Source organism: Paraherbaspirillum soli (assembly GCF_042654985.1).
In the GTDB taxonomy this organism is placed as follows: Bacteria; Pseudomonadota; Gammaproteobacteria; order Burkholderiales; family Burkholderiaceae_D; genus Paraherbaspirillum; species Paraherbaspirillum soli.
Window position 1 is genome coordinate 24,925 of the sequence record NZ_JBHSMT010000026.1, and the last position, 20,994, is coordinate 45,918.

The window sequence follows — 20,994 nt, forward strand, 5'->3', positions numbered from 1 at the left end:
CAACCATTTCCCGGCTGGTTTATTGCACCAGCTTCGCTCCTGCCGCCTGCTTGGCCTGAATATCCTGAACGGCTTGCTGGATTGCCGACAGCCGGTAGGCGGTGGCCGGGTGGATCGCGGTATGGGCGTTCAGTACGGTGACGGGATATTGTGTCGCCAGACGCTGCCAGAATGCTGCTGCGTTTTCGATCTTATAGCCGGCGCGCGCGACCATGAATAGCGCCAGTTTATCGGCTGCGGCGTCTTGCTGTTGTGTGTACGGTTTAACGCCGGCACTGCCGCCCAGCGACGAGGTATCCGGACGCAGGCGCATCAGGTTGTCGATGATGCCGCTCATGGTGGCTGTGATCCGTTGTTTGGCCGGATGGGTCAAGGTGTTATGCGCCATTTCCCTGGCGATCACATACGCCAGTTCATCGTCGCTTTGGACAAATTTCATCATCCCCGAGGTGATCAAGACTCTTCGGCCATCGGCATAGCTGTTGACGTTGTCGGTGTTGCCGAGTTCGATGCCGAATGCGCAAGCGCGGGTCAGCGCCACGTTGAGAGGCTGGTTGTTGCCGTCGCGGGCGATAGTGACCTTGATGCTGTTGCGACCGTTGACCAAGGCGCCCAGCATCAATGCCGTTTTGCGCTCCGCGTCCGCGCCGGTTGGCGCCGGTTTATCCTGGATCGAGACCAGCAAATCGCCGCGCTTGAGCCCAACCCGTGCGGCGCCGCTGCCGGCCAGCACGCCCGCTACTTGCAGTTGGTCGGTCAAGCCCATGGCGGTTGCTGCGTCGATGAATTCAGCGGAGTACGAAAATTTTGTCTTGGCGGTGAATCCCAGCAGGTTGCGTGCATTGTTCCTGCACAGCTCGGCATTATTGACCAGCAGCGGGGCGGCAACATCGTACAGTCGATCCTGTTGCACAACCAAAGCCCGCAGTTCAGCCTGTTCTGGCGTTGCGGTGCTGGCCGCCGGTTTTGGCGCGGGTTGCGTTGTGCCGGTAGCGACCGGCGGCTTCTGTGCCCCGGGTGCGACTTCGCCTGGCGTCGAGCAGGCTGCCAGCAACAGCAGCGGCAATGTGGCCGCCGCATAAGGCTTGAATGTGAGCCATTGAGTGTAACTTGCCAATCTCATTAATTTCTCCATCAATGTTTTCCGGTGCTGCCGAAGCCGCCTGCGCCGCGTTCGCTGCTCGTGAATTCTTCTACTACATTAAAGCCGACACGTACTACCGGCACGATGACCAACTGCGCCAGCCGTTCCATCGGGTTGAGGACAAATTCAGTCTGGCCGCGATTCCAGGTAGAGATCATTAGTTGCCCCTGGTAATCGGAGTCGATCAAGCCCACCAGGTTCCCCAGCACAATGCCGTGCTTGTGGCCGAGACCGCTGCGCGGCAGGATCATCGCTGCATAGGCGGGATCGGCGATGTAAATTCCCAGACCGGTCGGGATCAAATGCGTTTCGCCCGGCTTGATGGTCAGCGGTGCGTCGAGACAGGCGCGCAGGTCGAGGCCGGCGCTGCCTTCGGTGGCATAGGCGGGCAATTGGTCCTGCATGCGCGGGTCGAGGATTTTAACGTCGATGGTGTTCATGAAATGTGGTAACAGTCTATTAATCTATTGAGTGATAAGAGTTCGGGAGAGCGGGGCAGGTCAGTCCAGGCGATGCGCAATTTCCGCGATCAGCTGACGTGCCAGTTGTTGCTTGCCGGCGCGCGGCAAACTGGTATGGCCATTGGCGTCGAACAAGACCAATTGGTTGTCGTCCTTGCCAAAAGTATCGTGACCGATATTGCCGACTAGCAGCGGTACATTTTTCTTGATGCGTTTGGCTTCGCCATAGCGCAGCAGTTGCTCCGACTCGGCGGCAAAGCCGACGCAGTAAGGCGGCTTTGGCAGTGCGGCGACCGCTGCCAGGATATCCGGGTTTTGTTCGAACACCAGCGTCGGCGCGCTACCGTCGGCATTCTTTTTCAATTTTTGCGCGCTGGCATTGACCACGCGCCAGTCAGCCACTGCCGCCACCGCGACAAAAACAGTCGCGCCGTTGCGCGCATTCTGCTCGGAGGCAGGGATGCCGACTAGCTGCGACATCACCATGTCGTGCATTTGCTGCGCCGTCTGGACGTTGATGCGGCGCACGCCGTAGGGGGCGGCCAGCGCAGTCGGGCCTGAGATCAGCGTGACTTCGGCTCCGGCTTCGCGCGCAGCGCGGGCGATCGCATAGCCCATTTTGCCGGACGATAGATTGGTGATGCCGCGCACCGGGTCGATCGGCTCGAAAGTCGGACCTGCGGTCAGCAGCAGGCGCTTGCTCTTGAGCAGTTTGGGTTGAAACGAGGCGACCACTTCTTCCAGCAATTGATCCGCTTCCAGCATGCGGCCCATGCCGACTTCGCCGCAGGCCTGTTCGCCGGCATCCGGCCCCAGCAACTGGATCCCGTCCGCCAGCAATTGCGCGGCGTTGCGCTGGGTCGCCGGGTTTTGCCACATTTCGACATTCATGGCTGGTGCGATCAACAGCGGCAAGGTCGCCGGTCGCGCCAGGCACAGGGTGGACAGCAAATCGTCGCATGCGCCGTGCGCCAGCTTGGCCATGAAATCGGCCGAGCAGGGCGCGATGACGATCGCATCGGCGTCGCGCGTCAGATCGATGTGCGCCATATTGTTGTCGACGCGGGCATCCCATTGATCGGTAAATACCGGCTTGCCGGACAAGCCCTGCAGGGTGACCGGCGTAATGAAATGGCATGCCGCCTGCGTCATCACGACCTGTACCGAGGCGCCAGCCTTGCCCAGTGCGCGCGTGAATTCCGCCGCTTTGTAGCAGGCGATGCCGCCGGTCAGTCCCAGCACGATTTTTTTACCAGCGAGATCCATGGCTACTCCTGGAAGTTGACGTCAACAAGATACTTATTTATTCACCCGGCGCAATTCATCAATCACGAACAATACCGCGCCGACGCAAATCGCGCTGTCGGCAACATTGAACGCCGGCCAGTGCCAGTTGCGGACATGGAAGTCGAGAAAGTCGATCACGTGACCGTAGGCGATGCGGTCGACCACATTGCCGACGGCGCCGCCCAGGATCAGCGCCAGCGCCGAGCAAAACATGCGCTGTCCGGCATGACGCGCGAGCAGGAAAATAATGAATAGCGCGGCGCAGATGCCGATCGCAGTGAACAGGTAGCGCTGCCAGCCGGACTCCGTCCCCAGGAAGCTGAACGCAGCGCCTTTGTTATAGATCAGCACCAGATTGAAGAATGAAGTGACCGGATGCGATTCGCCATAACTGAACAGGCGAACGATGGTGATCTTGGTCAGCTGGTCGAGCAGCAGCACCAGTGCGGCAATCCCAAGCCATGGCGCCAGCCCGTATTGGGAGGACGACTTGGATGAAGCCTTGGGCGAAGGCTTGGTTGAGGCTGATGCCGAGGAGCGTTTTTTTGTAGCCATATTGGAAATGCTTTAGCGATTGAGTGGGGTGGTCGGGAGATCAGTTAGGCATCGTCCGCCGCATGCGATGCACTGCATGCGGCGGACGATGCCAGGCTTTCTCTCACTAGGCGAAGTGCCGCTGTTCGCCGCTGCCGAACAGGTTGGACACGCAGCGTCCGCACAGGCCCGCATGCTCGGCGTGGCTGCCGACGTCGGCACGATAGTGCCAGCAGCGCTCGCATTTTTGCTGCGCCGATGGGGTGACCACAATCGCTTCTTCAGCTTCGGTCGCGACTTCCGTGACGGTTGCCGCTGAGGTGATCAAGACAAATTTCAGGTCGTCGTCCAGGCTGTTCAGCAACGCATATTTGGCGCCGCTGGCCTTGATTTCCACTTCGGCCTGCAATGATGAACCGATGCCGCCGGCGACCCGGACTTCTTCCAATTGCTTGGTGACTTCGGCCCGCACGGTGCGCACGGCGTTGAACTTCGCTATCAGTGCCGCAGCATCGGCGATTTCCGGCAGGGCGTAGTAGGTCTGGGTGAAGATGGTTTCATCGCTGGCGGCATAAGCGTCCGCACTGGCAAAGAACGACCAGGCTTCTTCGGCCGTGAACGACAGAGTCGGCGCCATCACGCGCAACAGCGCTTGCGTGATATGCCAGATCGCGGTCTGTGCCGAGCGCCGCGCATGCGAAGTGACGCCGCCGGTGTACAGCCGGTCTTTCAGGATGTCGAGGTAGAAGCCGCCCAGATCTTCGGAACAGTACATCTGCAATTTCGACACCACCGGATGGAATTCGTAGCCTTCGTAGTGTTGCAGAATGTCGGCTTGCAATTGCGCCATGCCGGCGATGGCATAACGATCGATTTCCAGCAACTCGGCGATCGGCACCGCATCCGTCAACGGATTGAAATCGGAAGTGTTGGCCAGCAAAAAGCGCAACGTGTTGCGGATGCGGCGATACGATTCGGTGACGCGCTTGAGGATTTCGTCGGAGATCGACAGTTCGCCGGAATAGTCGCTCGATGCCACCCACAAGCGCAGGATTTCGGCGCCTAGCGTGTCCGACACTTTCTGCGGTTCGATGCCGTTCTTCAACGACTTCGACATTTTGCGGCCCTGGCCGTCCACCACAAAGCCGTGCGTCAGCAACGCCTTGTAGGGCGCCCGTCCATTCAGCATCGACGAGGTCAACAGCGACGAGTGGAACCAGCCGCGATGCTGATCCGAGCCTTCCAGATACAGGTCGGCCGGGAACTGCGATTGTGCATCGTGCGAGCCGCGCAATACGGTTTGATGAGTGGTGCCGGAATCGAACCAGACATCCAGCGTGTCTTTATTCTTGACGTAATGCTCGGCGTCGTCGCCCAGCAGCTCTTTCGGATCCAGCGCCTGCCACGCTTCAATCCCGCCTTGCTCGATGCGCTGCGCGACTTGTTCCAGCAATTCCGGCGTACGCGGATGCAGCTGGCCGCTTTCCTTGTGCACGAAGAAGGCCATCGGCACGCCCCATTGGCGTTGGCGCGACAGCGTCCAGTCAGGACGGTTGGCGATCATGCCATGCAGGCGCGCCTTGCCCCAGCTAGGGAAGAACGCGGTGTCGTCAATCGCTTGCAAAGCCGTTGCGCGCAGGCTGTGGCCGCCGTCCTTCGGCGCATTGTCCATGCTGGCAAACCACTGCGAGGTAGCGCGATAGATGATCGGGCTTTTATGCCGCCAGCAGTGCATATAGCTGTGATCGAACATGACCAGCTTGAACAGCGAGCCGACTTCTTCCAGCTTGGTGCAGATCGGCTTCGACGCTTCCCAGATGGTCAGACCGGCAAAGAACGGCAGCCAGGATGCGAAGCGGCCGTCGCCCATGACCGGACTGATGATGTCGTCGTCTTTCATGCCGTGCGCTTTGCACGAGATGAAGTCTTCGATACCGTAGGCCGGGGCCGAGTGAACGATGCCGGTGCCGCTGTCGGTGGTGACGTAATCGCCCAGGTAGACCGGCGATAAGCGGTCGTAGCCCGGATCGGCACTGGCCAGCGGATGTTTGAAATTGATCAATGACAGCGCCTCGCCTTTGCAGCTGGCGATGACTCGGCCTTCGAGGCCGAAGCGTTGCAGGCAGGCTTCGACCAGATCCTGCGCCAGGATCAGCAGCAGCGGTTCGCCGTTGCGCTCGGTTTGCACCAGCGCGTAATCGAATTCGGGATGGACGTTGAGCGCCTGATTGGACGGGATGGTCCAGGGCGTGGTGGTCCAGATGACCGCATAACCTTTATCGGTCGGCAGTGCTGCCAGGCCGAATGCGGCAGCGATTTTTGCCGGTTCGGCAAACGGAAAGCCGATATCGATCGACGGATCGCGCTTGTCCTGGTATTCGACTTCCGCTTCGGCCAGCGCCGAGCCGCAATCGAAGCACCAGTTGACCGGTTTCAGGCCGCGATAGACATAGCCTTTTTCCAGGATCGTGCCGAGCGCGCGCAGCTCATCGGCTTCATTGCTGAAGGCCATGGTTTTGTACGGATTGTCCCATTCGCCCAGCACGCCGAGACGGATGAAATCTTTTCTTTGCAGGTCGATCTGTTCGTTGGCATAGGCCCGCGCCTTGGACTGCACTTCCGCCACCGGCAGATTCTTGCCGTATTTTTTTTCGATCTGGATCTCGATCGGCATGCCGTGACAATCCCAGCCGGGCACGTACTGCGCATCGAAACCGGCCATATTGCGGGCCTTGACGATCATGTCCTTGAGGATCTTGTTGACGGCGTGACCCAGGTGGATTTCACCGTTGGCATACGGCGGGCCGTCATGCAGGATAAACTTCGGGCGATTCTTGGATGCCTTGCGGATCCGCTCATACACCTTTTTGTCTTGCCATTGCTTGACCCATTGCGGCTCGCGCTTGGCCAAATCGCCGCGCATGGGGAATGGCGTCTCGGTCATATTGACCGGGTATTTGCTTTGCGGCTTCGCTGATTTCGCGGCTTGATTGTGTTCTGGCTTGCTTGGCTGATCGGGCATAATTTTCTTCAATGGAATTCAGTGGATGCCTGCTAAAAAACGATAGTAAGTCAGTACTGACCTATCTGGCAGAGCGAGATTAATTCTTCACAACAGGAACAGCGTCAAATTCGGTCGGTAGCCGATATCGCGGCGCTATGCTGCTGGCGGAAATAGGCGCGTGCATTGTCGACGTCGCGTGCAATCGCAGCGATCAGGGTTGGCAGGTCGACAAATTTCTCTTCATCGCGCAGCTTCTGCAAAAACTCAACCCGTATCAGCTTGCCATAGCAGTCGCCGGCAAAGTCGAGCAGGTAGCTTTCCAGCAGCACGCGGCCGCTGTCGTCCACCGTAGGCCGGATGCCGATGCTGGCCACGGCCGGCAGCGCTTGTTCCGCCAGTCCATGCACTTGCACCACAAAGATGCCGGACACCGCCGGCAGCTTATGGCTGACGCGCAGATTGAGGGTAGGGAAGCCGATCGTGCGGCCGAGTTTTTTGCCGTGTACAACGTGTCCCGAGATCGAATACGGATGGCCCAGCAGCGCTTGCGCATGCGCAAAATCGCCGGCTGCGAGCGCGGTCCGTACCGCCGATGACGATACGCGGGTGCCGTCATTCATCACGGTCGGCAAGGTTTCGACCTGGAAGCCGTATTTTTTGCCGGCGGCGATCAGGGTCTCGATATTGCCGGCGCGCTTGGCGCCGAAGCAAAAGTCTTCGCCCACCATCAGCCATTTGACGTGCAAGCCTTGCACCAGCACTTTTTCAATGAAATCCTGCGGCGACATGGCGGCAAAGCTGGCATTGAAGTGCTCGACGATCACCCGGTCGATGCCCGCCTGCGACAGCGATTGCAGCTTGTCGCGCAAATTGGCGACGCGGGTTGGCAAGTTGAGCGGCTGGCTAGCCTGGTGCGCAAAAAATTCGCGCGGATGCGGTTCGAACGTCATCACGGCAGCGTCCAGGTGTAACTCCGTGGCCGCTTTGCGGACGTGCGCAAGCAGTGCCTGATGGCCGCGATGCACGCCGTCGAAGTTGCCGATAGTTAAGGCGCAAGGTGCGCGCGATTCGGCGTTGGGAAGTCCGCGAAATACCTTCATTGATGTGGCCGGAAAATTTATCGCAAAAACCCTGGATTATAAATGCTTTCGGCGCATTACCCGCGTCCGCAGATGGGTTTCCTGGATGAATGGCTTGCTTGTGGTGGAAAAAGCAATTAGTTGAGTGATATGCAAGAGAAAGAAAAGGTGTGAAATAGGCTCTACAAATTTCACTTAAGCAGTTATTCTTGATAAACCATTGAAGCAAGAAAATTTGCAGCATGCGTAATGAAGCCGATTTTTAGACTGGGATCCCGATCGCTGACTATGAAACCAACATTATTCATGAAACATATTCTCCTGGCTGGTTTGACTCTGGCGCTGCTATCCGGTTGCGCCAGCTCTCCAAAATCCAACAACGATCCGCTGTTGTACCCGAACCCGATCGAACTCGACCGATCGCAAGCCGAGATGCTGAAAAAGTACGATGGCTTGGCCGTCAACAAAGCTATTGCCATATCGGCGGACGGGCATTCCGGTTACAGCTTCGCGGCCAGCAGCACTGACATCCCGGTCAGATCCGCAATGTACTGGTGTCAGCAATATGCGGCAACACCGTGCCGCCTGCACAAGATCAACGACAAGGAATTTCAAGGGGAATACCAGGCATTTTCCCGCGGCTCCAACTACGCCCTCAAGGACATCTTGGTGCCGCCGGCCATCAATTACCACCTGGAAGGATTTGACTGGGGTATTCCTGCACCGACGCTGGCGACGCAAGCGACGGTGCAGCGCTACGACGAACCAACCCCGCTTAATCTCGATGGCATCACCACCATCAAGACCGCCGAGCTGGCAAAACTCCTGTTAAAGAAGCAGGCAGTGATGATCGACACCAGGGAGTGGGAGGAAAAACGTATCGTCACGATACCGAACGCTCTCGTCATCGACTGGGCCGGTACCGAGCAAACAAGCATCCCGGGACGCGAAGAAAAGTTACGCAAAAGCTTTGAAGAGGTGTTGCAACTGGTCGTCCCCGACAAGTCGACCCCGATTGTGACATTTTGCTATTCCGCAAAATGCTGGTTTTCAATCAATGCAGCGTTGAGGCTGCAGGCCATCGGATACAGCAACGTTCTCTGGTTTCGCGGCGGCATCGATTCCTGGGTCGCGGCCGGCCTGCCCATCGTACCTGCCGTTCCCCACGCGACCATATGGTCGCCTGAGTAATGCGTAATTCATAAAAGACCCAGCCCCAGAATAAAAAAATCGCCTCGAAAGGCGATTTTTTTTTGGGGGGAGGACTGAAGGTTTTCAAGCCTTCTTGTCGCCACCCAGCAAGCCGCCCAGCAAACCAGCCAGATCGCCGAAGCCGCCGGCCGGCGCGCTCGCTTCGCCGTGCGGCGTCAGCTGGTTGACCAGATCCGGCAGGATGCCCGATAGATGGCTAGCCGCTTCGGCGGGCGAAATGCCTGCCGCTTGCGCCAATTGTTCCAGATGACCGCCGCCCAAGGCCTGTTGTACCTGCTCGGCGGAAACGGCTTGATTCTGGCCGTTGCCTATCCATGACTGTGCCAGCTGGCCGAGTCCGGCACCTTCAAATGCGCTCAGCAATCCGCCCAGGCCGCCGCTGCCGGCGCCGCCAGTTGCTTGCCCGGCGCTTTGGCTGGTCAGCATGCTGAGCGCAGCCTGGATCAAAAGGGCTTTGGGGTCGTTGGCTTGTTGTTGACCGTTACCGAGTGCACCAAGTACTGAATCAAGTAGTCCCATTACGTTCTCCTGAAAAAATAAAACAAACACCGTCCAAAGACCATGCAATCCGGCCTGTAAAGAATTACAGGTGAAACGCTACCAGATTAATCTTGCATTGTGGTAATAAAATTTGCGATTGCCGGCATCTGCGGCAGGTAAATTATTGCGCAAAGCTGGGTAAATCTGCATACATTTGCAGGGCGCCTCGAAAAACCGTAGCGAGCGGCCCAAGGTCGGGTCGACGAAGTTGCAACACCTGCAGCCGTACGGAGTGGGCGAGCATCACAGGCCCGAGATTGGGCCGCGCAGTAGGTTTTTCGAGATGCCCTACATTTCGCCCCAAATAGCATTAAGCGCCGCCAAAGCAGCCAGACCCGCAGTTTCCGTACGAAGAATGCGGGGTCCCATCGACAGCATCAAAGCCCCTTGAGCGCAGGCGATGTTTTCCTCCGCTTCGCTAAAGCCGCCTTCCGGACCGATCAGTAGCGCCAGCGCTTGCGGCGGCTGATGGCGGGCCCAGTCCGACAGCGACTGTTCGCCGCGCGGCGACAGCAGGATGCGTTTGTGTAAGTCCTGCTGGACTATCCAGTCTTGATAGGAGCTCAATGGCGCCAGGTGCGGCAGGCGATTGCGCCCGCTTTGCTCGGCAGCGGCCACCACCACGGCTTGCCAATGCGCTTGTTTTTTTTCGGCGCGCTCGCTGTTCAGGCGCACCACGCAACGCTGGGAGGCCAGCGGCTGGATGCCGGCCACGCCCAGCTCGACCGATTTCTCGATGATCCAATCCAGTTTTGACGATTCCGGCAGCGCCTGCGCCAGCGTGATCGCGTACGGCAGCTCGGCTTCGCGCGGCGAGAATGATTTGATTTCGGCGCTGGCTCGCTTTTTTTCGATACTGACGATGGTCGCGATATATTCGCCGCCTTCGCCGTTGAACAGGGTAATCACCGTCCCCACCGCCAGGCGCAAGACCTGTACATGGTGGGCGACTTGGTCCGGCAGCGGCAGCAGGTCGCCGATCTTGAGTGGAGTGGAAACGTAGAAGCGGGGCATGAGGTTTGTAAATTCCTTGGTCAGTAGGTCATGCAGGCGGCACTCAGCAAGCCCAGGCCGACGCTGGCCGCGCCCAGGAAGATGCCGGATGCGATCTTGTTTTCAGGAATATCGGCCACCAGCGTCGGCAACAGCAGCCGCACGATAAAAAACGCCAGCAACTGCGCCACCAGCGCCACCACTCCCCATACCAGCATATCCAGCAGGTTGACGCTATTGGAGATGGCGGAAGCCAGCGCCACGATATAACCCAGCAAGGCGCCCGACAGGCTGGCGGACGCGGCATGATTGCCGGCACGGATCAAGGCCAGCTCGTGGTACGGCGTGATCAAGATGTAAATCACGAAAAAAGCCGCGGTCAACGCCAGCGCCAGCCCGAAATGGGACAGGAAGGCGGGCAGGCCGGCAGGTAAGAAGGTCATGCTCATTGGCTTAATGCTCCTGGATCATTTGGTGAATTGGATAACATATGGCACCTCTAAAAGCCGTAGCGAGCGGCCCAATGTCGGGGCGACGAAGTTGCAACACCTGCAGCCGTACGGAGTAGGTGAGCATCACAGCCCCGAGATTGGGTCGCGCAGTAGGCTTTTAGAGGTGCCCATGAATTAATCGACAAAATAGTGCGGTATAAAACGACTGGTATCTTTGGTAATCAGCGACACATCCTCGCGGATGCCGATCCCGGCCGGAGCGTCGCCGACCACCCACGAACCGACCGAAGTATAGGCCGGCGTGATGCCGTCGTCGAACTTCGGTTGCGGCGCAAACGCCTGATAAACATAGCCTTCGGCGCCGTATTGCCCGGGCTGGTGTATCACCTGGCCGGCGGTATAGATGGTGATGTTTTCGCCTTCGCGCGAATACAGCGGCTTCTTGACGAAATCGCCGCTGATGCGCCAGGCATCGAAAAACGCCGGCAACAGATTCGGATGACCGGGAAACAACTCCCACAGCACCGGCAGGATCGCCTTGTTGGACAGCACCATCTTCCAGGCCGGTTCGATCAGGCGCAGCGGCCGCGCCGGCAAGTGAGCGGCAAACTGTTCGCGGCACAGCCATTCCCATGGATAGAGCTTGAACAGGTTGTCGATCTTCAGGTCGAAGTCGTCGACAAATTCGCCGTGCCGCTGATCCCAGCCGATATCTTCGATCGCCAGCTGCTTGGTGGCGAAGCCGGCCTGGATCGCGGTATCGCGCAGATAGGCGAGGTTGCCTTCATCTTCTTCATGGCCGCCGATGCAGGCAAAGTGCAGCAAGCCTTTGCCCTGGTGCCGGGTGGCCAGCGTTTGCCATTGGGCCACCAGTTTTTCATGGATCGAGTTGAATTGATCGGCGTCGGGGAATACGTCCTGCAGCCAATACCATTGCGCCACGCTGGACTCCACCAGGCCGGTCGGCGTATCGGCGTTGTACTCCAGCAGCTTGGGCGGACCCTGGCCATCCCAGGACAGGTCGAAGCGGCCGTACAGCGAGAATTCCTTTTCGCGCCAGCTGTCCTCAATCAGCTTCCAGAACGGTTCGGGAATGGCGAACTGCGCCAGCCGCTCGTGAGCGATCACATGTTCGACCGCCTGCAAAGCCATCTGGTGCAACTCGCTGGTGACGTCCTCGACCGCATCGATTTGCGCCGCGGTGAAGCGGTAGGCGTAACGTTCATCCCAGTACAGGCCGTCAATCGAGTGGTAGTTGAAGCCGAGTGCTTCAAACTGGCTTTGCCAACCGGGGCGTGGGGTAAGGCTTTCGCGGATCATGGTTAGCCGCCGCCGGAAACATGCGCACCACCGCCAAAGCCGCCGCGCGACACGCTGCGGCCGATCGAGTTATTGCTGACGCCGTGCACGCCAAGACTGTCGCCGCCGCTGCGCACACTGCGTTGCGCACTTTCGCGGGCGCCAGCGTCGTAGCTCGGACCGTAATAGCGGCCGCCGCCGTGGCTGCCGGAGCCGCTGCCGGATGCCGGCTGGCATAGCTCGGGGCGATCCCAATCCTTTCTGCAATCTTCCTGACTAAGATATTCGTCGCGCGCCTGTTTGGGACCGCAGCCGGCCAGCATGGCCGACGCCGCCAGCATCAACGGCACGGCGCGGCTCTTGCGGCCGGACTGGCCGGCAGGTTTTGCTGCTTGATTCTGAAGGGGGCGGGTTGGCATTGATTAAGCTCCTCTAAGCGCCCAGATTCTGCACGAAGTTAGGCAGCGCGAACAGTGCCGGATGCACCTCGGCGTTGTAATACTGAAGGTCGTGCAGTCCGCGCTCCCGCAAGCGGCTGGCGACCGCGCCGCTGTCGAGCCCGCGAGGAGCCAGCGTGTCGCTGGCGACCGCCATGCCCCACAGCGCACCGTACAGCGGCACGTACACGGTGTACGGGCTGACCTGGCGGAAGACGCTGCTCAGGCGCTGCCGCAGCAAGCCGAATCGTTGCGGATGGTGGAACGGACTGCCGAGGTGCATGACCAGTGCGCCGTTGTCGGCCAGCAGTGCATGGCAGGCTTGCAGGAATTCCCGCGTATAGCAATCGGCTGCCAGCGCGCTGCCGTCCGGCGTCTGCGGATCGGTCAGGTCCAACAGAATCAGGTCATAAGCGTGCTCTGCCGCAGGATGGCGTGCCGCCTCCAGCACAAAAGCAAAACCGTCCTGCGCGACATGGCGCACGCGCGGATCGTCCAGCGCGCCGCGATGAATTTGCTGCAAATGCCGACGCGCCAACTGAATCACGGCGGGATCGATTTCGCACAGCGTGATGTGTGCTATGGATGGATGTTTTAATAATTCTTCGCTACTGCCGCCGTCGCCGCCGCCGATGATCAGCGCCCGCCGCGGTTGCGGATGGGCGAGGGCGGCCGGATGCACCAGGCATTCATGATAAAAAAACTCGTCGCGCTCGGAAGTCATGAAAGCACCATCCAGCCGCATCACTTTGCCGAATTCGGCCGAATCGGCGATTTCTATCCGCTGGAAAGGCGATTGCATTTGCGCTAGCGGCGGCGACAGCCGTGTGCCATATGCGCTGTGCGGCGTCAATTGCTCCAACGCCAGCGTCTGGCCGGCTCCCCCTTCGCCGCGCTGCAAGCGGTGGGTTTGCGATTGCGACGGCGCAAAACCGGCGATCAATGCATCCAGCAAGCCGCTGGCCTTGGCGCTATTGTCAGACGTGTAATTGCAGACATACACATCCAGCGTCACGGCATTGCGTTCCGGCCAGGTGTGGATCGCCAAGTGTGATTCGGCCAGCAGCAAGGCGCAGGTGACTCCGGCGGCGCTGCCGTCGGCAGCCTGGAACGGGTGGAATTTCTCGCCGACGATGGTCAGTCCCGACAGCGTGGTTTGCTGCACGACAAACCGGCGCAACTGTTCGGGGTCCAGCAATAAGGCGCCGTCGCAGCGGCAGCCGTAACAATCGGCCGTCAGGTGTAAGCCTTGCATGGTGAGTCCGCTTAGAGCCTGTTCAAAATCTGCGGTAGGCGTAGGGCGGAAAAGCGCAGCGTTATCCGCCGTTGGATGAGCCACAGGTGTGTGATGCATCCAGAACGGCGGAAGACGCTACGCTTTTCCGCCCTACTTGCCGCCGTACCCATGACAAGAAGATGTTGAACAGGCATTTAATTAAATGAAAAATGCAACCTAGATGCGCATCAGGCGCGGATTGAACGCCAGCCCGAAGCGGCAGCATTTTACAGCCCGGCCGCGGGATTTGAACCGGGAGTAGCACCTTTTTGGTAAAATGTCGCCCTTTGCGATTCGAACGTTTCAGCCCCCATCCGCTGTTCCCGTATCCGCGTCGACCCAATTGCCAACTACTGCTATTGCCAACAACATGACCACCACACTCCCGACCACCAAGATGGCCAATGCGATCCGCGCACTGGCGATGGACGCAGTACAGAAAGCGAACTCCGGTCATCCCGGCATGCCGATGGGCATGGCGGAAATCGCCGTGGCTTTGTGGGCCAAGCATTACCGCCACAATCCGGCCAATCCGCAATGGATCAACCGCGATCGCTTTGTATTGTCGAACGGACATGGTTCGATGTTGCAATATGCATTGTTGCACCTGACCGGCTACGACCTGTCGATGGATGAAATTCGCAATTTCCGTCAAATGCATTCCAAAACGCCGGGCCATCCTGAATTCGAGATCACACCCGGCATCGAAACCACCACCGGCCCGCTCGGCCAGGGCTTGACCAACGCGGTCGGCATGGCGCTGGCGGAAAAACTGCTGGCAGCGGAATTCAACCGTGCCAATTTCCCGGTGGTCGACCATTACACCTACACCTTCGTCGGCGACGGCTGCCTGATGGAAGGGATTTCGCACGAGGCTTGCTCGCTGGCCGGCACGCTGCGGCTGTCGAAACTGATCGTGCTGTACGACGACAACGGCATCTCGATCGACGGTCACGTCGAAGGCTGGTTCAAGGACGACACCCCGAAGCGTTTCGAAGCCTACGGCTGGAACGTGATCCGCAGCGTCGACGGCCACAATGTCGAAGCCGTCAGCGCCGCGATTCATCAAGCCAAGCTGTCCGACAAGCCGACCCTGATCTGCTGCAAGACCGTGATCGGCAAAGGCTCGCCCAACCTGGCCGGAACCGACAAGGTGCACGGCGCGGCATTGGGCGACAAGGAAATCGCCGCAGTGCGCGAAGCGCTGGGCTGGACTTCGGCGCCGTTTGAAATCCCGACCGAGGTGTATGAAGCCTGGGACGCCAAACAGCAAGGCCAGCAAGTCGAAGGCGGCTGGAATACGCTGTTCGCCGCCTACAGCGAAGCCTATCCGCAGCAAGCAGCCGAACTGACGCGCCGCATGAAGGGCGAATTGCCGGGCAATTTCGAACAAACGCTGAACGACTACATCGCCGCCTGCGTCGACAAAAAAGAAACCATCGCCACCCGCAAAGCCAGCCAGAACGCGATTCAAGCGCTGGCCCCGGTGCTGCCGGAGTTCCTCGGCGGCTCGGCCGACTTGACCGGCTCCAACCTGACCAACTGGAAAGAGTGCGTCGCGGTGCGCGCCGACCAGCCGGGCAACCATATCAATTACGGCGTGCGTGAATTCGGCATGAGCGCCATCATCAACGGCATCACGCTGCACGGCGGCTACATCCCGTTCGGCGCGACCTTCCTGACCTTCTCCGATTACAGCCGCAACGCATTGCGGATGGCGGCGCTGATGAAGATCCGCGCGCTGTTCGTGTTCACGCACGACTCGATCGGTCTCGGCGAAGACGGCCCGACCCATCAATCGATCGAGCACGTTGCCAGCCTGCGCCTGATCCCGCAGCTGGACAACTGGCGTCCTTGCGACACGGTTGAATCGGCGGTGGCATGGGGCTATGCGGTCAAGCGCAAGGACGGCCCAAGCACGCTGATTTTCTCGCGCCAGAATTTGCCGTACCAGGAGCGTGACGCGGCGCAGATCGCCAACATTCAACGCGGCGCTTACATCCTGAAAGATGCCGCCAATGCCAAAGCCACCCTGATCGCCACCGGCTCCGAAGTGGCGCTGGCGATGCAGTCCGCCGAAGCGCTGGCGCAAGAAGGAATCCCGGTGCGGGTGGTGTCGATGCCGTGCGCCGACGTCTTCGACCGTCAGGACTCCGCTTACAAGGCCAGCGTGCTGCAACGCGGTTTGCCGCGGGTCGCAATCGAAGCCGGCGTGACCGCGTTCTGGCATAAATATGTCGGCTTGGAAGGCGCCGTGGTCGGCATCGACAGCTTCGGCGAATCGGCCCCGGCCGGCGTCCTGTTCAAGCATTTCGGCTTCACCGTGGAAAACGTGGTGGCCAAAGTCAAACTGACGCTGGCATGAGCCAGAACGTCACCAACATCGTCGGCGAAGTCGTCATCCGCCGCGCCACCGTCGCTGAAGCGCCGGTGATCGCGGCGATCCGCATCGACAGCTGGCGCGCCACCTACCGCGGCATCGTTCCCGATGCTTACCTGGATGGCATGGAGAGCGAGAGCAGCGCCGCACTATGGACCCGCATCCTGACCGCGGCGTCCGATGCGGCCTGTGTTTTTGTGGCGGAGATCGACGGCGAAATCGTCGGTTTTGCCGCCGGCATGACCTTGCGCGAACCCAAGCTCGGATACGACAGCGAGCTGACCGCGATCTACCTGATCCCATCGGTGCAGCGGGCCGGCGTCGGCCGTCGTCTGGTGGCGCATGTCGCCGCCACGCTGGCCAAAGCCGGCGCCAACAACCTGCTGGCATGGGTACTGGCAGACAATCACATCGCGCGGGATTTTTATACCAAGCTTGGCGCCGAGCCGCTGACCGAGCAATCGTTCAGCTGGGACGGGCTGGAGTTGCAGGAAGTCGGCTACGGTTGGCGGACTATTCGAGTTGAATGAGTTTTTTTATACCTTAGGAGAAAAAGCATGACCATCCGCGTCGCAATCAACGGCTACGGCCGCATCGGCCGCAACATCCTTCGCGCTCACTACGAAGGCGGCAAAAAGCATGACATCGAGATCGTCGCCATCAACGACCTCGGCGACCCGAAAACCAACGCCCACCTGACCCAGTACGACACCGCGCACGGCAAGTTTCCAGGCACCGTGACTGTCGACGGCGATTCGATCGTGGTCAACGGCGACCGCATCAAGGTCCTGGCGCAACGCAATCCGGCCGAACTGCCATGGGGCGAGCTGAAGGTTGACGTGGTGCTGGAATGCACCGGCTTCTTCACCACCAAAGAGAAGGCCAGCGCCCACCTGCAAGGCGGTGCCAAGAAAGTCATCATCTCCGCACCGGGCGGCAAAGACGTCGATGCGACCGTGGTCTACGGCGTCAATCACGGCGTGCTGAAGGCGACCGACACCGTCATCTCCAACGCCTCTTGCACCACCAACTGCCTGGCGCCGCTGGTCAAGCCGCTGAACGATGAAATCGGCCTGTTGAACGGCTTGATGACCACCGTTCACTCCTACACCAACGACCAGGTGCTGACCGACGTTTATCACGAAGACCTGCGCCGCGCTCGCTCGGCGACGATGAACATGATCCCGGCCAAGACCGGCGCCGCTGCCGCAGTCGGCCTGGTATTGCCGGAACTGAACGGCAAGCTGGACGGCTTCGCGATCCGCGTGCCGACCATCAATGTCTCGCTGGTCGACCTGTCGTTCGTCGCCGCGCGCGACACCACGGTCGAAGAAGTCAACGCGATCATGTTGAAAGCTTCGGAAGGCGCGCTGAACGGCGTGTTGACCTACAACACCGAGCCGCTGGTCTCGATCGACTTCAACCACAACGCCGCATCGTCCAACTTCGACGCCACGCTGACCAAGGTTTCCGGCCGTCTGGTCAAAGTGTCGAGCTGGTACGACAACGAGTGGGGTTTCTCCAACCGCATGCTGGACACCACGATTGCACTGATGGGCGCCAAGTAATTTGCGTAATTGGCTCCGCAGGCCGGGGCCGCTCAAACAAGTTGCGGGTTTCAGTGAAATCCTCCAGGACCAAATCCTGGAGGATTTTTTTTGATCTCTGATTTTCATTTTTTGTTTGAAACTGATAGTGCCGACAGCACCTTTTTGATCGAACGGAAATGGCCGACATTACGCTTTGTCGCAGTGTTTCCATTATCGAAAAGAGAGTCAGCATGTCAAAACAGATTCAAAAACTGGTTATCGCCACTATCGATTTATCGTTCCACGTGGCCGCTTCGGCTGTGGTGCGGAGCGTGCTCGCGCCGCACGGAATCGCGCTAGAGGAAATCCGTGCGCCGCATGAGCAAGCCTTTGAACTCCTGCGCCAGGGAAAAGCCGATCTGCTGTGCTCGGCCTGGCTGCCCGGCAGTCATGGCGCGTACGTCGCGCCGATGCTGGATCAACTCGAGCAACTCGCCGTGCTTTATGAACCCTACGCATTGTGGGGCGTGCCGGACTATGTGCCGGCAGCAGAGGTGCGTAGCGTTGCGGATCTGGCCAGACCGGATGTGGCACAACGCATGACCAAGCTGATCCAGGGCATCGGCCCGGGCGCAGGGATCAGCCGGTTTTCGCGGGAAATCATGACCCATTACCAGCTCGACCGGGCAGGCTACCGATTTGAAAACGGCAGCTTGATCGATTGCGTTACGGCGTTTGAGCAAGCTGCGGCAGAACAGCGGTGGTGTGTAGTGCCGCTGTGGCAGCCGCAGTATCTGCACTGGACGCATGGCATCCGCGAGCTGGAAGAGCCCAGCGGCCTGCTCAGAGGGAAAGATCAGGCGACGCTGATGGTACGCAAAACCAGTCTGGAAAAAATGCCTGAATCCGCGCTCGCTTCCCTGAGAAATCTGTCATTGGGAAATCGAACCGTCACTTATCTGGACTACCTGATTTCATCCCAGCGGCAGTCGCCGGATGCAGCGGTTCGCCTGTGGCAAGACGCGCTCAAGCAGGGCGACGCTTCAAGCATGGTCATTGCTTGAACTGACCTTGGATCTGGCTTGATTTGAAGTGTGTCGGGAGCAATATCCGACGCTATAATGTGGGCCGCTTGATCAGGGTCCACATACCAACACCAATATTCATCAGACCATTTAAGGCCCCGCATGACCGCACCCACCGTTGCTCCATCCGCCACGTCCCATCCGCATGTTCCCGAGACCGCCTTCGGCATCTGGTTTTTGCAAACCAAGGTCTGGACCTGGCATGTGCTGGAGCGCGCCATCAAGGATGTCGAGCGCTTGATTCCTGCGCGCCGGGAGTCGTACCCGGTGGTGGTCGATGTCGGTTGCGGCTGGGGCCGTTCGCTGCCGAAACTGCAGCGGCGGTTTGCGCCGCAGCGTCTGATCGGTCTGGATGTCGATCCCAACATGCTGGAAAAATCGGCGGCGGAGGCGGCTGCGGCCGGGATCCAGGTGGAACTGATTCACGGTTCCAGTTCCAGCCTGCCGTTTGAAGACAACAGCGTCGATCTATTGTTTTGCCACCAGACTTTTCATCATCTGATCGAGCAGGAACAAGCGATCCAGGAATTCTTCCGGGTGTTGAAGCCGGGCGGCATATTGCTGTTTGCCGAATCGACCCGGCGTTATATCCATTCCTGGATCATCCGTTTGCTGTTTCGTCATCCGATGGATGTGCAAAAAACCGCGCCCGAATATCTGGCGCTGATTCGCAACACGGGATTTGAGGTGGCGGACGAGGCCATTTCTTATCCGTATCTGTGGTGGAGCAGGGAGGATCTCGGCTTGGTTGAGACCTGCTTGCGCATTAAGCCGCCGCGCGACCGGGAAGAGACTTTGATTAACTTGGTGGCGACCAAGCCGCAGGGGTAAGGTCAGATTGTAGAAAGCTGAATTTGCTCACGCTCTGGTTCACCCTGCTGGTCTTTATTTCGGTGTGTTCAGCGCATCGGGGATGAATCCCTCTGTGGAGAGGGCGCGAATCACGCCCCGAATCAGGAAGTTGTTGCTAAAGCCCACCGTGTACTGACGTGCGCCCTCGCGGATAGGTGTGAGCATCCGACGCTCAACCAGTTTGCGGATTTGATAGGTGCGCTGGGTGTCGGTCATTTCGGGCATGGCGTCTTGCAAGTCACTGGCCTTGGCGATTCCTGCGCGGGCCGTGGTCAAGAGTACCCGCTCTTCTAGTTGAGTCAGCAGTCCGCGTTCGCGGGCATAGTGCAGCGCCGGGGTCAGGATGCGGTCGATGAGGTAGTGCGTATCGGTCAGCCGGTCTACCTTGCGCAATTCATCGAGCATGCCTTCCAGCACGTAGACGCACCATGTTTCCCGGCCTTCAGGTGCGCCGCTGTCAGCTTGTCCCAGCATGGCGTAGTAACGGTCGCGGTCATTACAAAACACCGCCGTCGGGTTAAGTACCCGGCCACCAGTTTTGACGTTGAAGCCATACTTAATGAGAAGCGTATAGGTGAGCAAACGCACCACTCGGCCGTTCCCGTTGCTGAACGGATGTGTCCACGCAAAGCGATGGTGAGCCAGCGCGACCTTGATGAGGTCATATTTCGGCGGGTCGGGGCGGTTGATAAAGGCTATCAACTCGCTCATGTACTGGTGAATCAGCACAGCTTCGGGTGGCAAATGTTCAGACTGGGAAATCTGCACCGGCCTCTGTCGGTAAGTACCCGGCGTAGCATCGCCTTCGCGCTGAAGCTCATTCACTGCCATTGCATGGAGCTCACGCACAAAGTGTTCGGTAATATCTTGTCCCGGCTCGAAATGCTCTTCGATATAGGTCATGGCCTCTTCGATATTGGCCATTTCACGCAGTTGGTCGGTGAGTGTCGCTGGTTGCTTCTCCAGACGGCTTTCAACGTAGTCTGCCAGCGTGGTGTGGTTGCCTTCAATGCGCGCCGAACCCAAGCTCTCCAGCATGTGGAAGATGTGCTTGAGCTGAAAAAATACGGGGGCCGGGGTAGTGCCGCCCAGTTGAAGGCGACGCAGATGCTCCAGTTCGGTCACCACATCCACTAGTGGCGAGTCGAACGCTGGGTTCAGCAAAGTCAGGTCATGGTGACGAAAGGCAGGCATGGTACGACTCCAGTTCAACATCTGGAATAGTATCGCAGATTATCTTGAATTCATCTTTGACTTATCTGCAAAGAAATGCTGTAAACCCAAGTGATTAAAGCACTTTTTCACATTCCATTCATGGAATTATCTGGAACTGTAGACTGTCTGCATCTGCAATCTGGCCATGTGTCTTTCAGGACTTCGCAAGCAGATACGTGCAGATTGATGCGTTATCTTGGTTAGCAGCAGTGACC

At 58.9% G+C, this 20,994-nt stretch carries 19 protein-coding genes; 6 read left to right on the forward strand and 13 right to left on the reverse strand.

All coding sequences use genetic code 11. The features are described 5' to 3' along the window. Positions 1 to 19: 19 nt before the first annotated feature. From ACFPM8_RS14000 to ACFPM8_RS14025, 6 genes are all read right to left on the reverse strand, one after another. Positions 20 to 1,123, reverse strand: coding sequence for a M48 family metalloprotease (locus tag ACFPM8_RS14000; RefSeq protein WP_378998176.1), 1,104 nt, complete (start codon positions 1,121 to 1,123; stop codon positions 20 to 22). Positions 1,124 to 1,134: 11 nt separating this feature from the next. Further along, on the reverse strand, positions 1,135 to 1,584 hold the full coding sequence (gene dut, locus ACFPM8_RS14005; RefSeq protein ID WP_378998177.1) for a dUTP diphosphatase: 450 nt from the start codon (positions 1,582 to 1,584) through the stop codon (positions 1,135 to 1,137). 60 nt (positions 1,585 to 1,644) lie between these two features. Continuing rightward, positions 1,645 to 2,871: a bifunctional phosphopantothenoylcysteine decarboxylase/phosphopantothenate--cysteine ligase CoaBC gene (gene coaBC, locus ACFPM8_RS14010; protein ID WP_378998178.1), complete on the reverse strand. Its 1,227-nt coding sequence runs from the start codon at positions 2,869 to 2,871 to the stop codon at positions 1,645 to 1,647. A 33-nt stretch (positions 2,872 to 2,904) separates the two neighbouring features. Then, positions 2,905 to 3,447: a signal peptidase II gene (lspA, locus tag ACFPM8_RS14015; protein WP_378998179.1), complete on the reverse strand. Its 543-nt coding sequence runs from the start codon at positions 3,445 to 3,447 to the stop codon at positions 2,905 to 2,907. Between the two features lie 106 nt (positions 3,448 to 3,553). Further along, entirely contained in the window at positions 3,554 to 6,448 is a 2,895-nt protein-coding gene (gene ileS, locus ACFPM8_RS14020; RefSeq protein WP_378998180.1) for an isoleucine--tRNA ligase, read from the reverse strand. 104 nt (positions 6,449 to 6,552) lie between these two features. Continuing rightward, positions 6,553 to 7,530, reverse strand: a complete 978-nt coding sequence (locus ACFPM8_RS14025; RefSeq protein ID WP_378998181.1) for a bifunctional riboflavin kinase/FAD synthetase — start codon at positions 7,528 to 7,530, stop codon at positions 6,553 to 6,555. A 285-nt stretch (positions 7,531 to 7,815) separates the two neighbouring features. Between ACFPM8_RS14025 and ACFPM8_RS14030 the strand changes: the two genes are divergently transcribed. After that, the gene (locus ACFPM8_RS14030; protein WP_378998182.1) at positions 7,816 to 8,700 is read left to right on the forward strand and encodes a rhodanese-like domain-containing protein; all 885 of its coding nucleotides are present in this window, start codon (positions 7,816 to 7,818) and stop codon (positions 8,698 to 8,700) included. A gap of 84 nt (positions 8,701 to 8,784) precedes the next feature. Here the strand turns inward: ACFPM8_RS14030 and ACFPM8_RS14035 are convergent, their stop codons facing one another. The 6 genes from ACFPM8_RS14035 to speE all read right to left on the reverse strand — a co-directional run bounded on the left by ACFPM8_RS14035 (position 8,785) and on the right by speE (position 13,697). Beyond that, positions 8,785 to 9,240, reverse strand: a complete 456-nt coding sequence (locus tag ACFPM8_RS14035) for a YidB family protein (protein ID WP_378998183.1) — start codon at positions 9,238 to 9,240, stop codon at positions 8,785 to 8,787. A gap of 309 nt (positions 9,241 to 9,549) precedes the next feature. Continuing rightward, positions 9,550 to 10,275: a 16S rRNA (uracil(1498)-N(3))-methyltransferase gene (locus ACFPM8_RS14040; protein WP_378998184.1), complete on the reverse strand. Its 726-nt coding sequence runs from the start codon at positions 10,273 to 10,275 to the stop codon at positions 9,550 to 9,552. Between the two features lie 20 nt (positions 10,276 to 10,295). Continuing rightward, the gene (locus ACFPM8_RS14045) at positions 10,296 to 10,703 is read right to left on the reverse strand and encodes a DUF350 domain-containing protein (protein WP_378998185.1); all 408 of its coding nucleotides are present in this window, start codon (positions 10,701 to 10,703) and stop codon (positions 10,296 to 10,298) included. A gap of 177 nt (positions 10,704 to 10,880) precedes the next feature. Next, the gene (locus ACFPM8_RS14050; RefSeq protein WP_378998186.1) at positions 10,881 to 12,026 is read right to left on the reverse strand and encodes a glutathionylspermidine synthase family protein; all 1,146 of its coding nucleotides are present in this window, start codon (positions 12,024 to 12,026) and stop codon (positions 10,881 to 10,883) included. 2 nt (positions 12,027 to 12,028) lie between these two features. Continuing rightward, positions 12,029 to 12,424 (reverse strand): hypothetical protein, encoded by a 396-nt coding sequence (locus tag ACFPM8_RS14055; RefSeq protein WP_378998187.1) that lies wholly within the window; start codon positions 12,422 to 12,424, stop codon positions 12,029 to 12,031. 13 nt (positions 12,425 to 12,437) lie between these two features. Beyond that, positions 12,438 to 13,697, reverse strand: a complete 1,260-nt coding sequence (speE, locus tag ACFPM8_RS14060; protein WP_378998188.1) for a polyamine aminopropyltransferase — start codon at positions 13,695 to 13,697, stop codon at positions 12,438 to 12,440. 391 nt (positions 13,698 to 14,088) lie between these two features. Between speE and tkt the strand changes: the two genes are divergently transcribed. From tkt to ACFPM8_RS14085, 5 genes are all read left to right on the forward strand, one after another. Beyond that, positions 14,089 to 16,083: a transketolase gene (gene tkt, locus ACFPM8_RS14065; RefSeq protein ID WP_378998189.1), complete on the forward strand. Its 1,995-nt coding sequence runs from the start codon at positions 14,089 to 14,091 to the stop codon at positions 16,081 to 16,083. Further along, the gene (locus tag ACFPM8_RS14070; RefSeq protein WP_378998190.1) at positions 16,080 to 16,628 is read left to right on the forward strand and encodes a GNAT family N-acetyltransferase; all 549 of its coding nucleotides are present in this window, start codon (positions 16,080 to 16,082) and stop codon (positions 16,626 to 16,628) included. Before tkt ends, ACFPM8_RS14070 begins: the two co-directional genes overlap by 4 nt. Positions 16,629 to 16,655: 27 nt before the next feature. Further along, complete coding sequence (gene gap, locus ACFPM8_RS14075) at positions 16,656 to 17,666, forward strand: type I glyceraldehyde-3-phosphate dehydrogenase (protein ID WP_378998191.1); 1,011 nt, start codon at positions 16,656 to 16,658, stop codon at positions 17,664 to 17,666. A gap of 212 nt (positions 17,667 to 17,878) precedes the next feature. Continuing rightward, entirely contained in the window at positions 17,879 to 18,691 is an 813-nt protein-coding gene (locus tag ACFPM8_RS14080) for a glycine betaine ABC transporter substrate-binding protein (protein WP_378998672.1), read from the forward strand. Between the two features lie 123 nt (positions 18,692 to 18,814). Further along, on the forward strand, positions 18,815 to 19,543 hold the full coding sequence (locus ACFPM8_RS14085) for a class I SAM-dependent methyltransferase (RefSeq protein ID WP_378998192.1): 729 nt from the start codon (positions 18,815 to 18,817) through the stop codon (positions 19,541 to 19,543). A gap of 54 nt (positions 19,544 to 19,597) precedes the next feature. Here ACFPM8_RS14085 and ACFPM8_RS14090 read toward each other — a convergent pair whose 3' ends face one another. Then, positions 19,598 to 20,758, reverse strand: coding sequence for a Fic family protein (locus ACFPM8_RS14090; RefSeq protein WP_378998193.1), 1,161 nt, complete (start codon positions 20,756 to 20,758; stop codon positions 19,598 to 19,600). Positions 20,759 to 20,994 lie beyond the last annotated feature (236 nt).

Excerpts from the sequence above, each read along its gene's own strand:
- ACFPM8_RS14045 (WP_378998185.1), bottom strand. The coding sequence starts at position 10,703 with ATGAGCATGACCTTCTTACCTGCCGGCCTGCCCGCCTTCCTGTCCCAT.
- dut (WP_378998177.1), bottom strand. The coding sequence starts at position 1,584 with ATGAACACCATCGACGTTAAAATCCTCGACCCGCGCATGCAGGACCAA.
- lspA (WP_378998179.1), bottom strand. The coding sequence starts at position 3,447 with ATGGCTACAAAAAAACGCTCCTCGGCATCAGCCTCAACCAAGCCTTCG.
- ACFPM8_RS14035 (WP_378998183.1), bottom strand. The coding sequence starts at position 9,240 with ATGGGACTACTTGATTCAGTACTTGGTGCACTCGGTAACGGTCAACAA.
- ACFPM8_RS14040 (WP_378998184.1), bottom strand. The coding sequence starts at position 10,275 with ATGCCCCGCTTCTACGTTTCCACTCCACTCAAGATCGGCGACCTGCTG.
- ileS (WP_378998180.1), bottom strand. The coding sequence starts at position 6,448 with ATGCCCGATCAGCCAAGCAAGCCAGAACACAATCAAGCCGCGAAATCA.
- ACFPM8_RS14090 (WP_378998193.1), bottom strand. The coding sequence starts at position 20,758 with ATGCCTGCCTTTCGTCACCATGACCTGACTTTGCTGAACCCAGCGTTC.
- gap (WP_378998191.1), top strand. The coding sequence starts at position 16,656 with ATGACCATCCGCGTCGCAATCAACGGCTACGGCCGCATCGGCCGCAAC.
- ACFPM8_RS14085 (WP_378998192.1), top strand. The coding sequence starts at position 18,815 with ATGACCGCACCCACCGTTGCTCCATCCGCCACGTCCCATCCGCATGTT.
- ACFPM8_RS14025 (WP_378998181.1), bottom strand. The coding sequence starts at position 7,530 with ATGAAGGTATTTCGCGGACTTCCCAACGCCGAATCGCGCGCACCTTGC.
- ACFPM8_RS14055 (WP_378998187.1), bottom strand. The coding sequence starts at position 12,424 with ATGCCAACCCGCCCCCTTCAGAATCAAGCAGCAAAACCTGCCGGCCAG.
- speE (WP_378998188.1), bottom strand. The coding sequence starts at position 13,697 with ATGCAAGGCTTACACCTGACGGCCGATTGTTACGGCTGCCGCTGCGAC.
- ACFPM8_RS14000 (WP_378998176.1), bottom strand. The coding sequence starts at position 1,123 with ATGAGATTGGCAAGTTACACTCAATGGCTCACATTCAAGCCTTATGCG.
- coaBC (WP_378998178.1), bottom strand. The coding sequence starts at position 2,871 with ATGGATCTCGCTGGTAAAAAAATCGTGCTGGGACTGACCGGCGGCATC.
- ACFPM8_RS14030 (WP_378998182.1), top strand. The coding sequence starts at position 7,816 with ATGAAACATATTCTCCTGGCTGGTTTGACTCTGGCGCTGCTATCCGGT.
- ACFPM8_RS14050 (WP_378998186.1), bottom strand. The coding sequence starts at position 12,026 with ATGATCCGCGAAAGCCTTACCCCACGCCCCGGTTGGCAAAGCCAGTTT.
- ACFPM8_RS14080 (WP_378998672.1), top strand. The coding sequence starts at position 17,879 with ATGTCAAAACAGATTCAAAAACTGGTTATCGCCACTATCGATTTATCG.
- tkt (WP_378998189.1), top strand. The coding sequence starts at position 14,089 with ATGACCACCACACTCCCGACCACCAAGATGGCCAATGCGATCCGCGCA.
- ACFPM8_RS14070 (WP_378998190.1), top strand. The coding sequence starts at position 16,080 with ATGAGCCAGAACGTCACCAACATCGTCGGCGAAGTCGTCATCCGCCGC.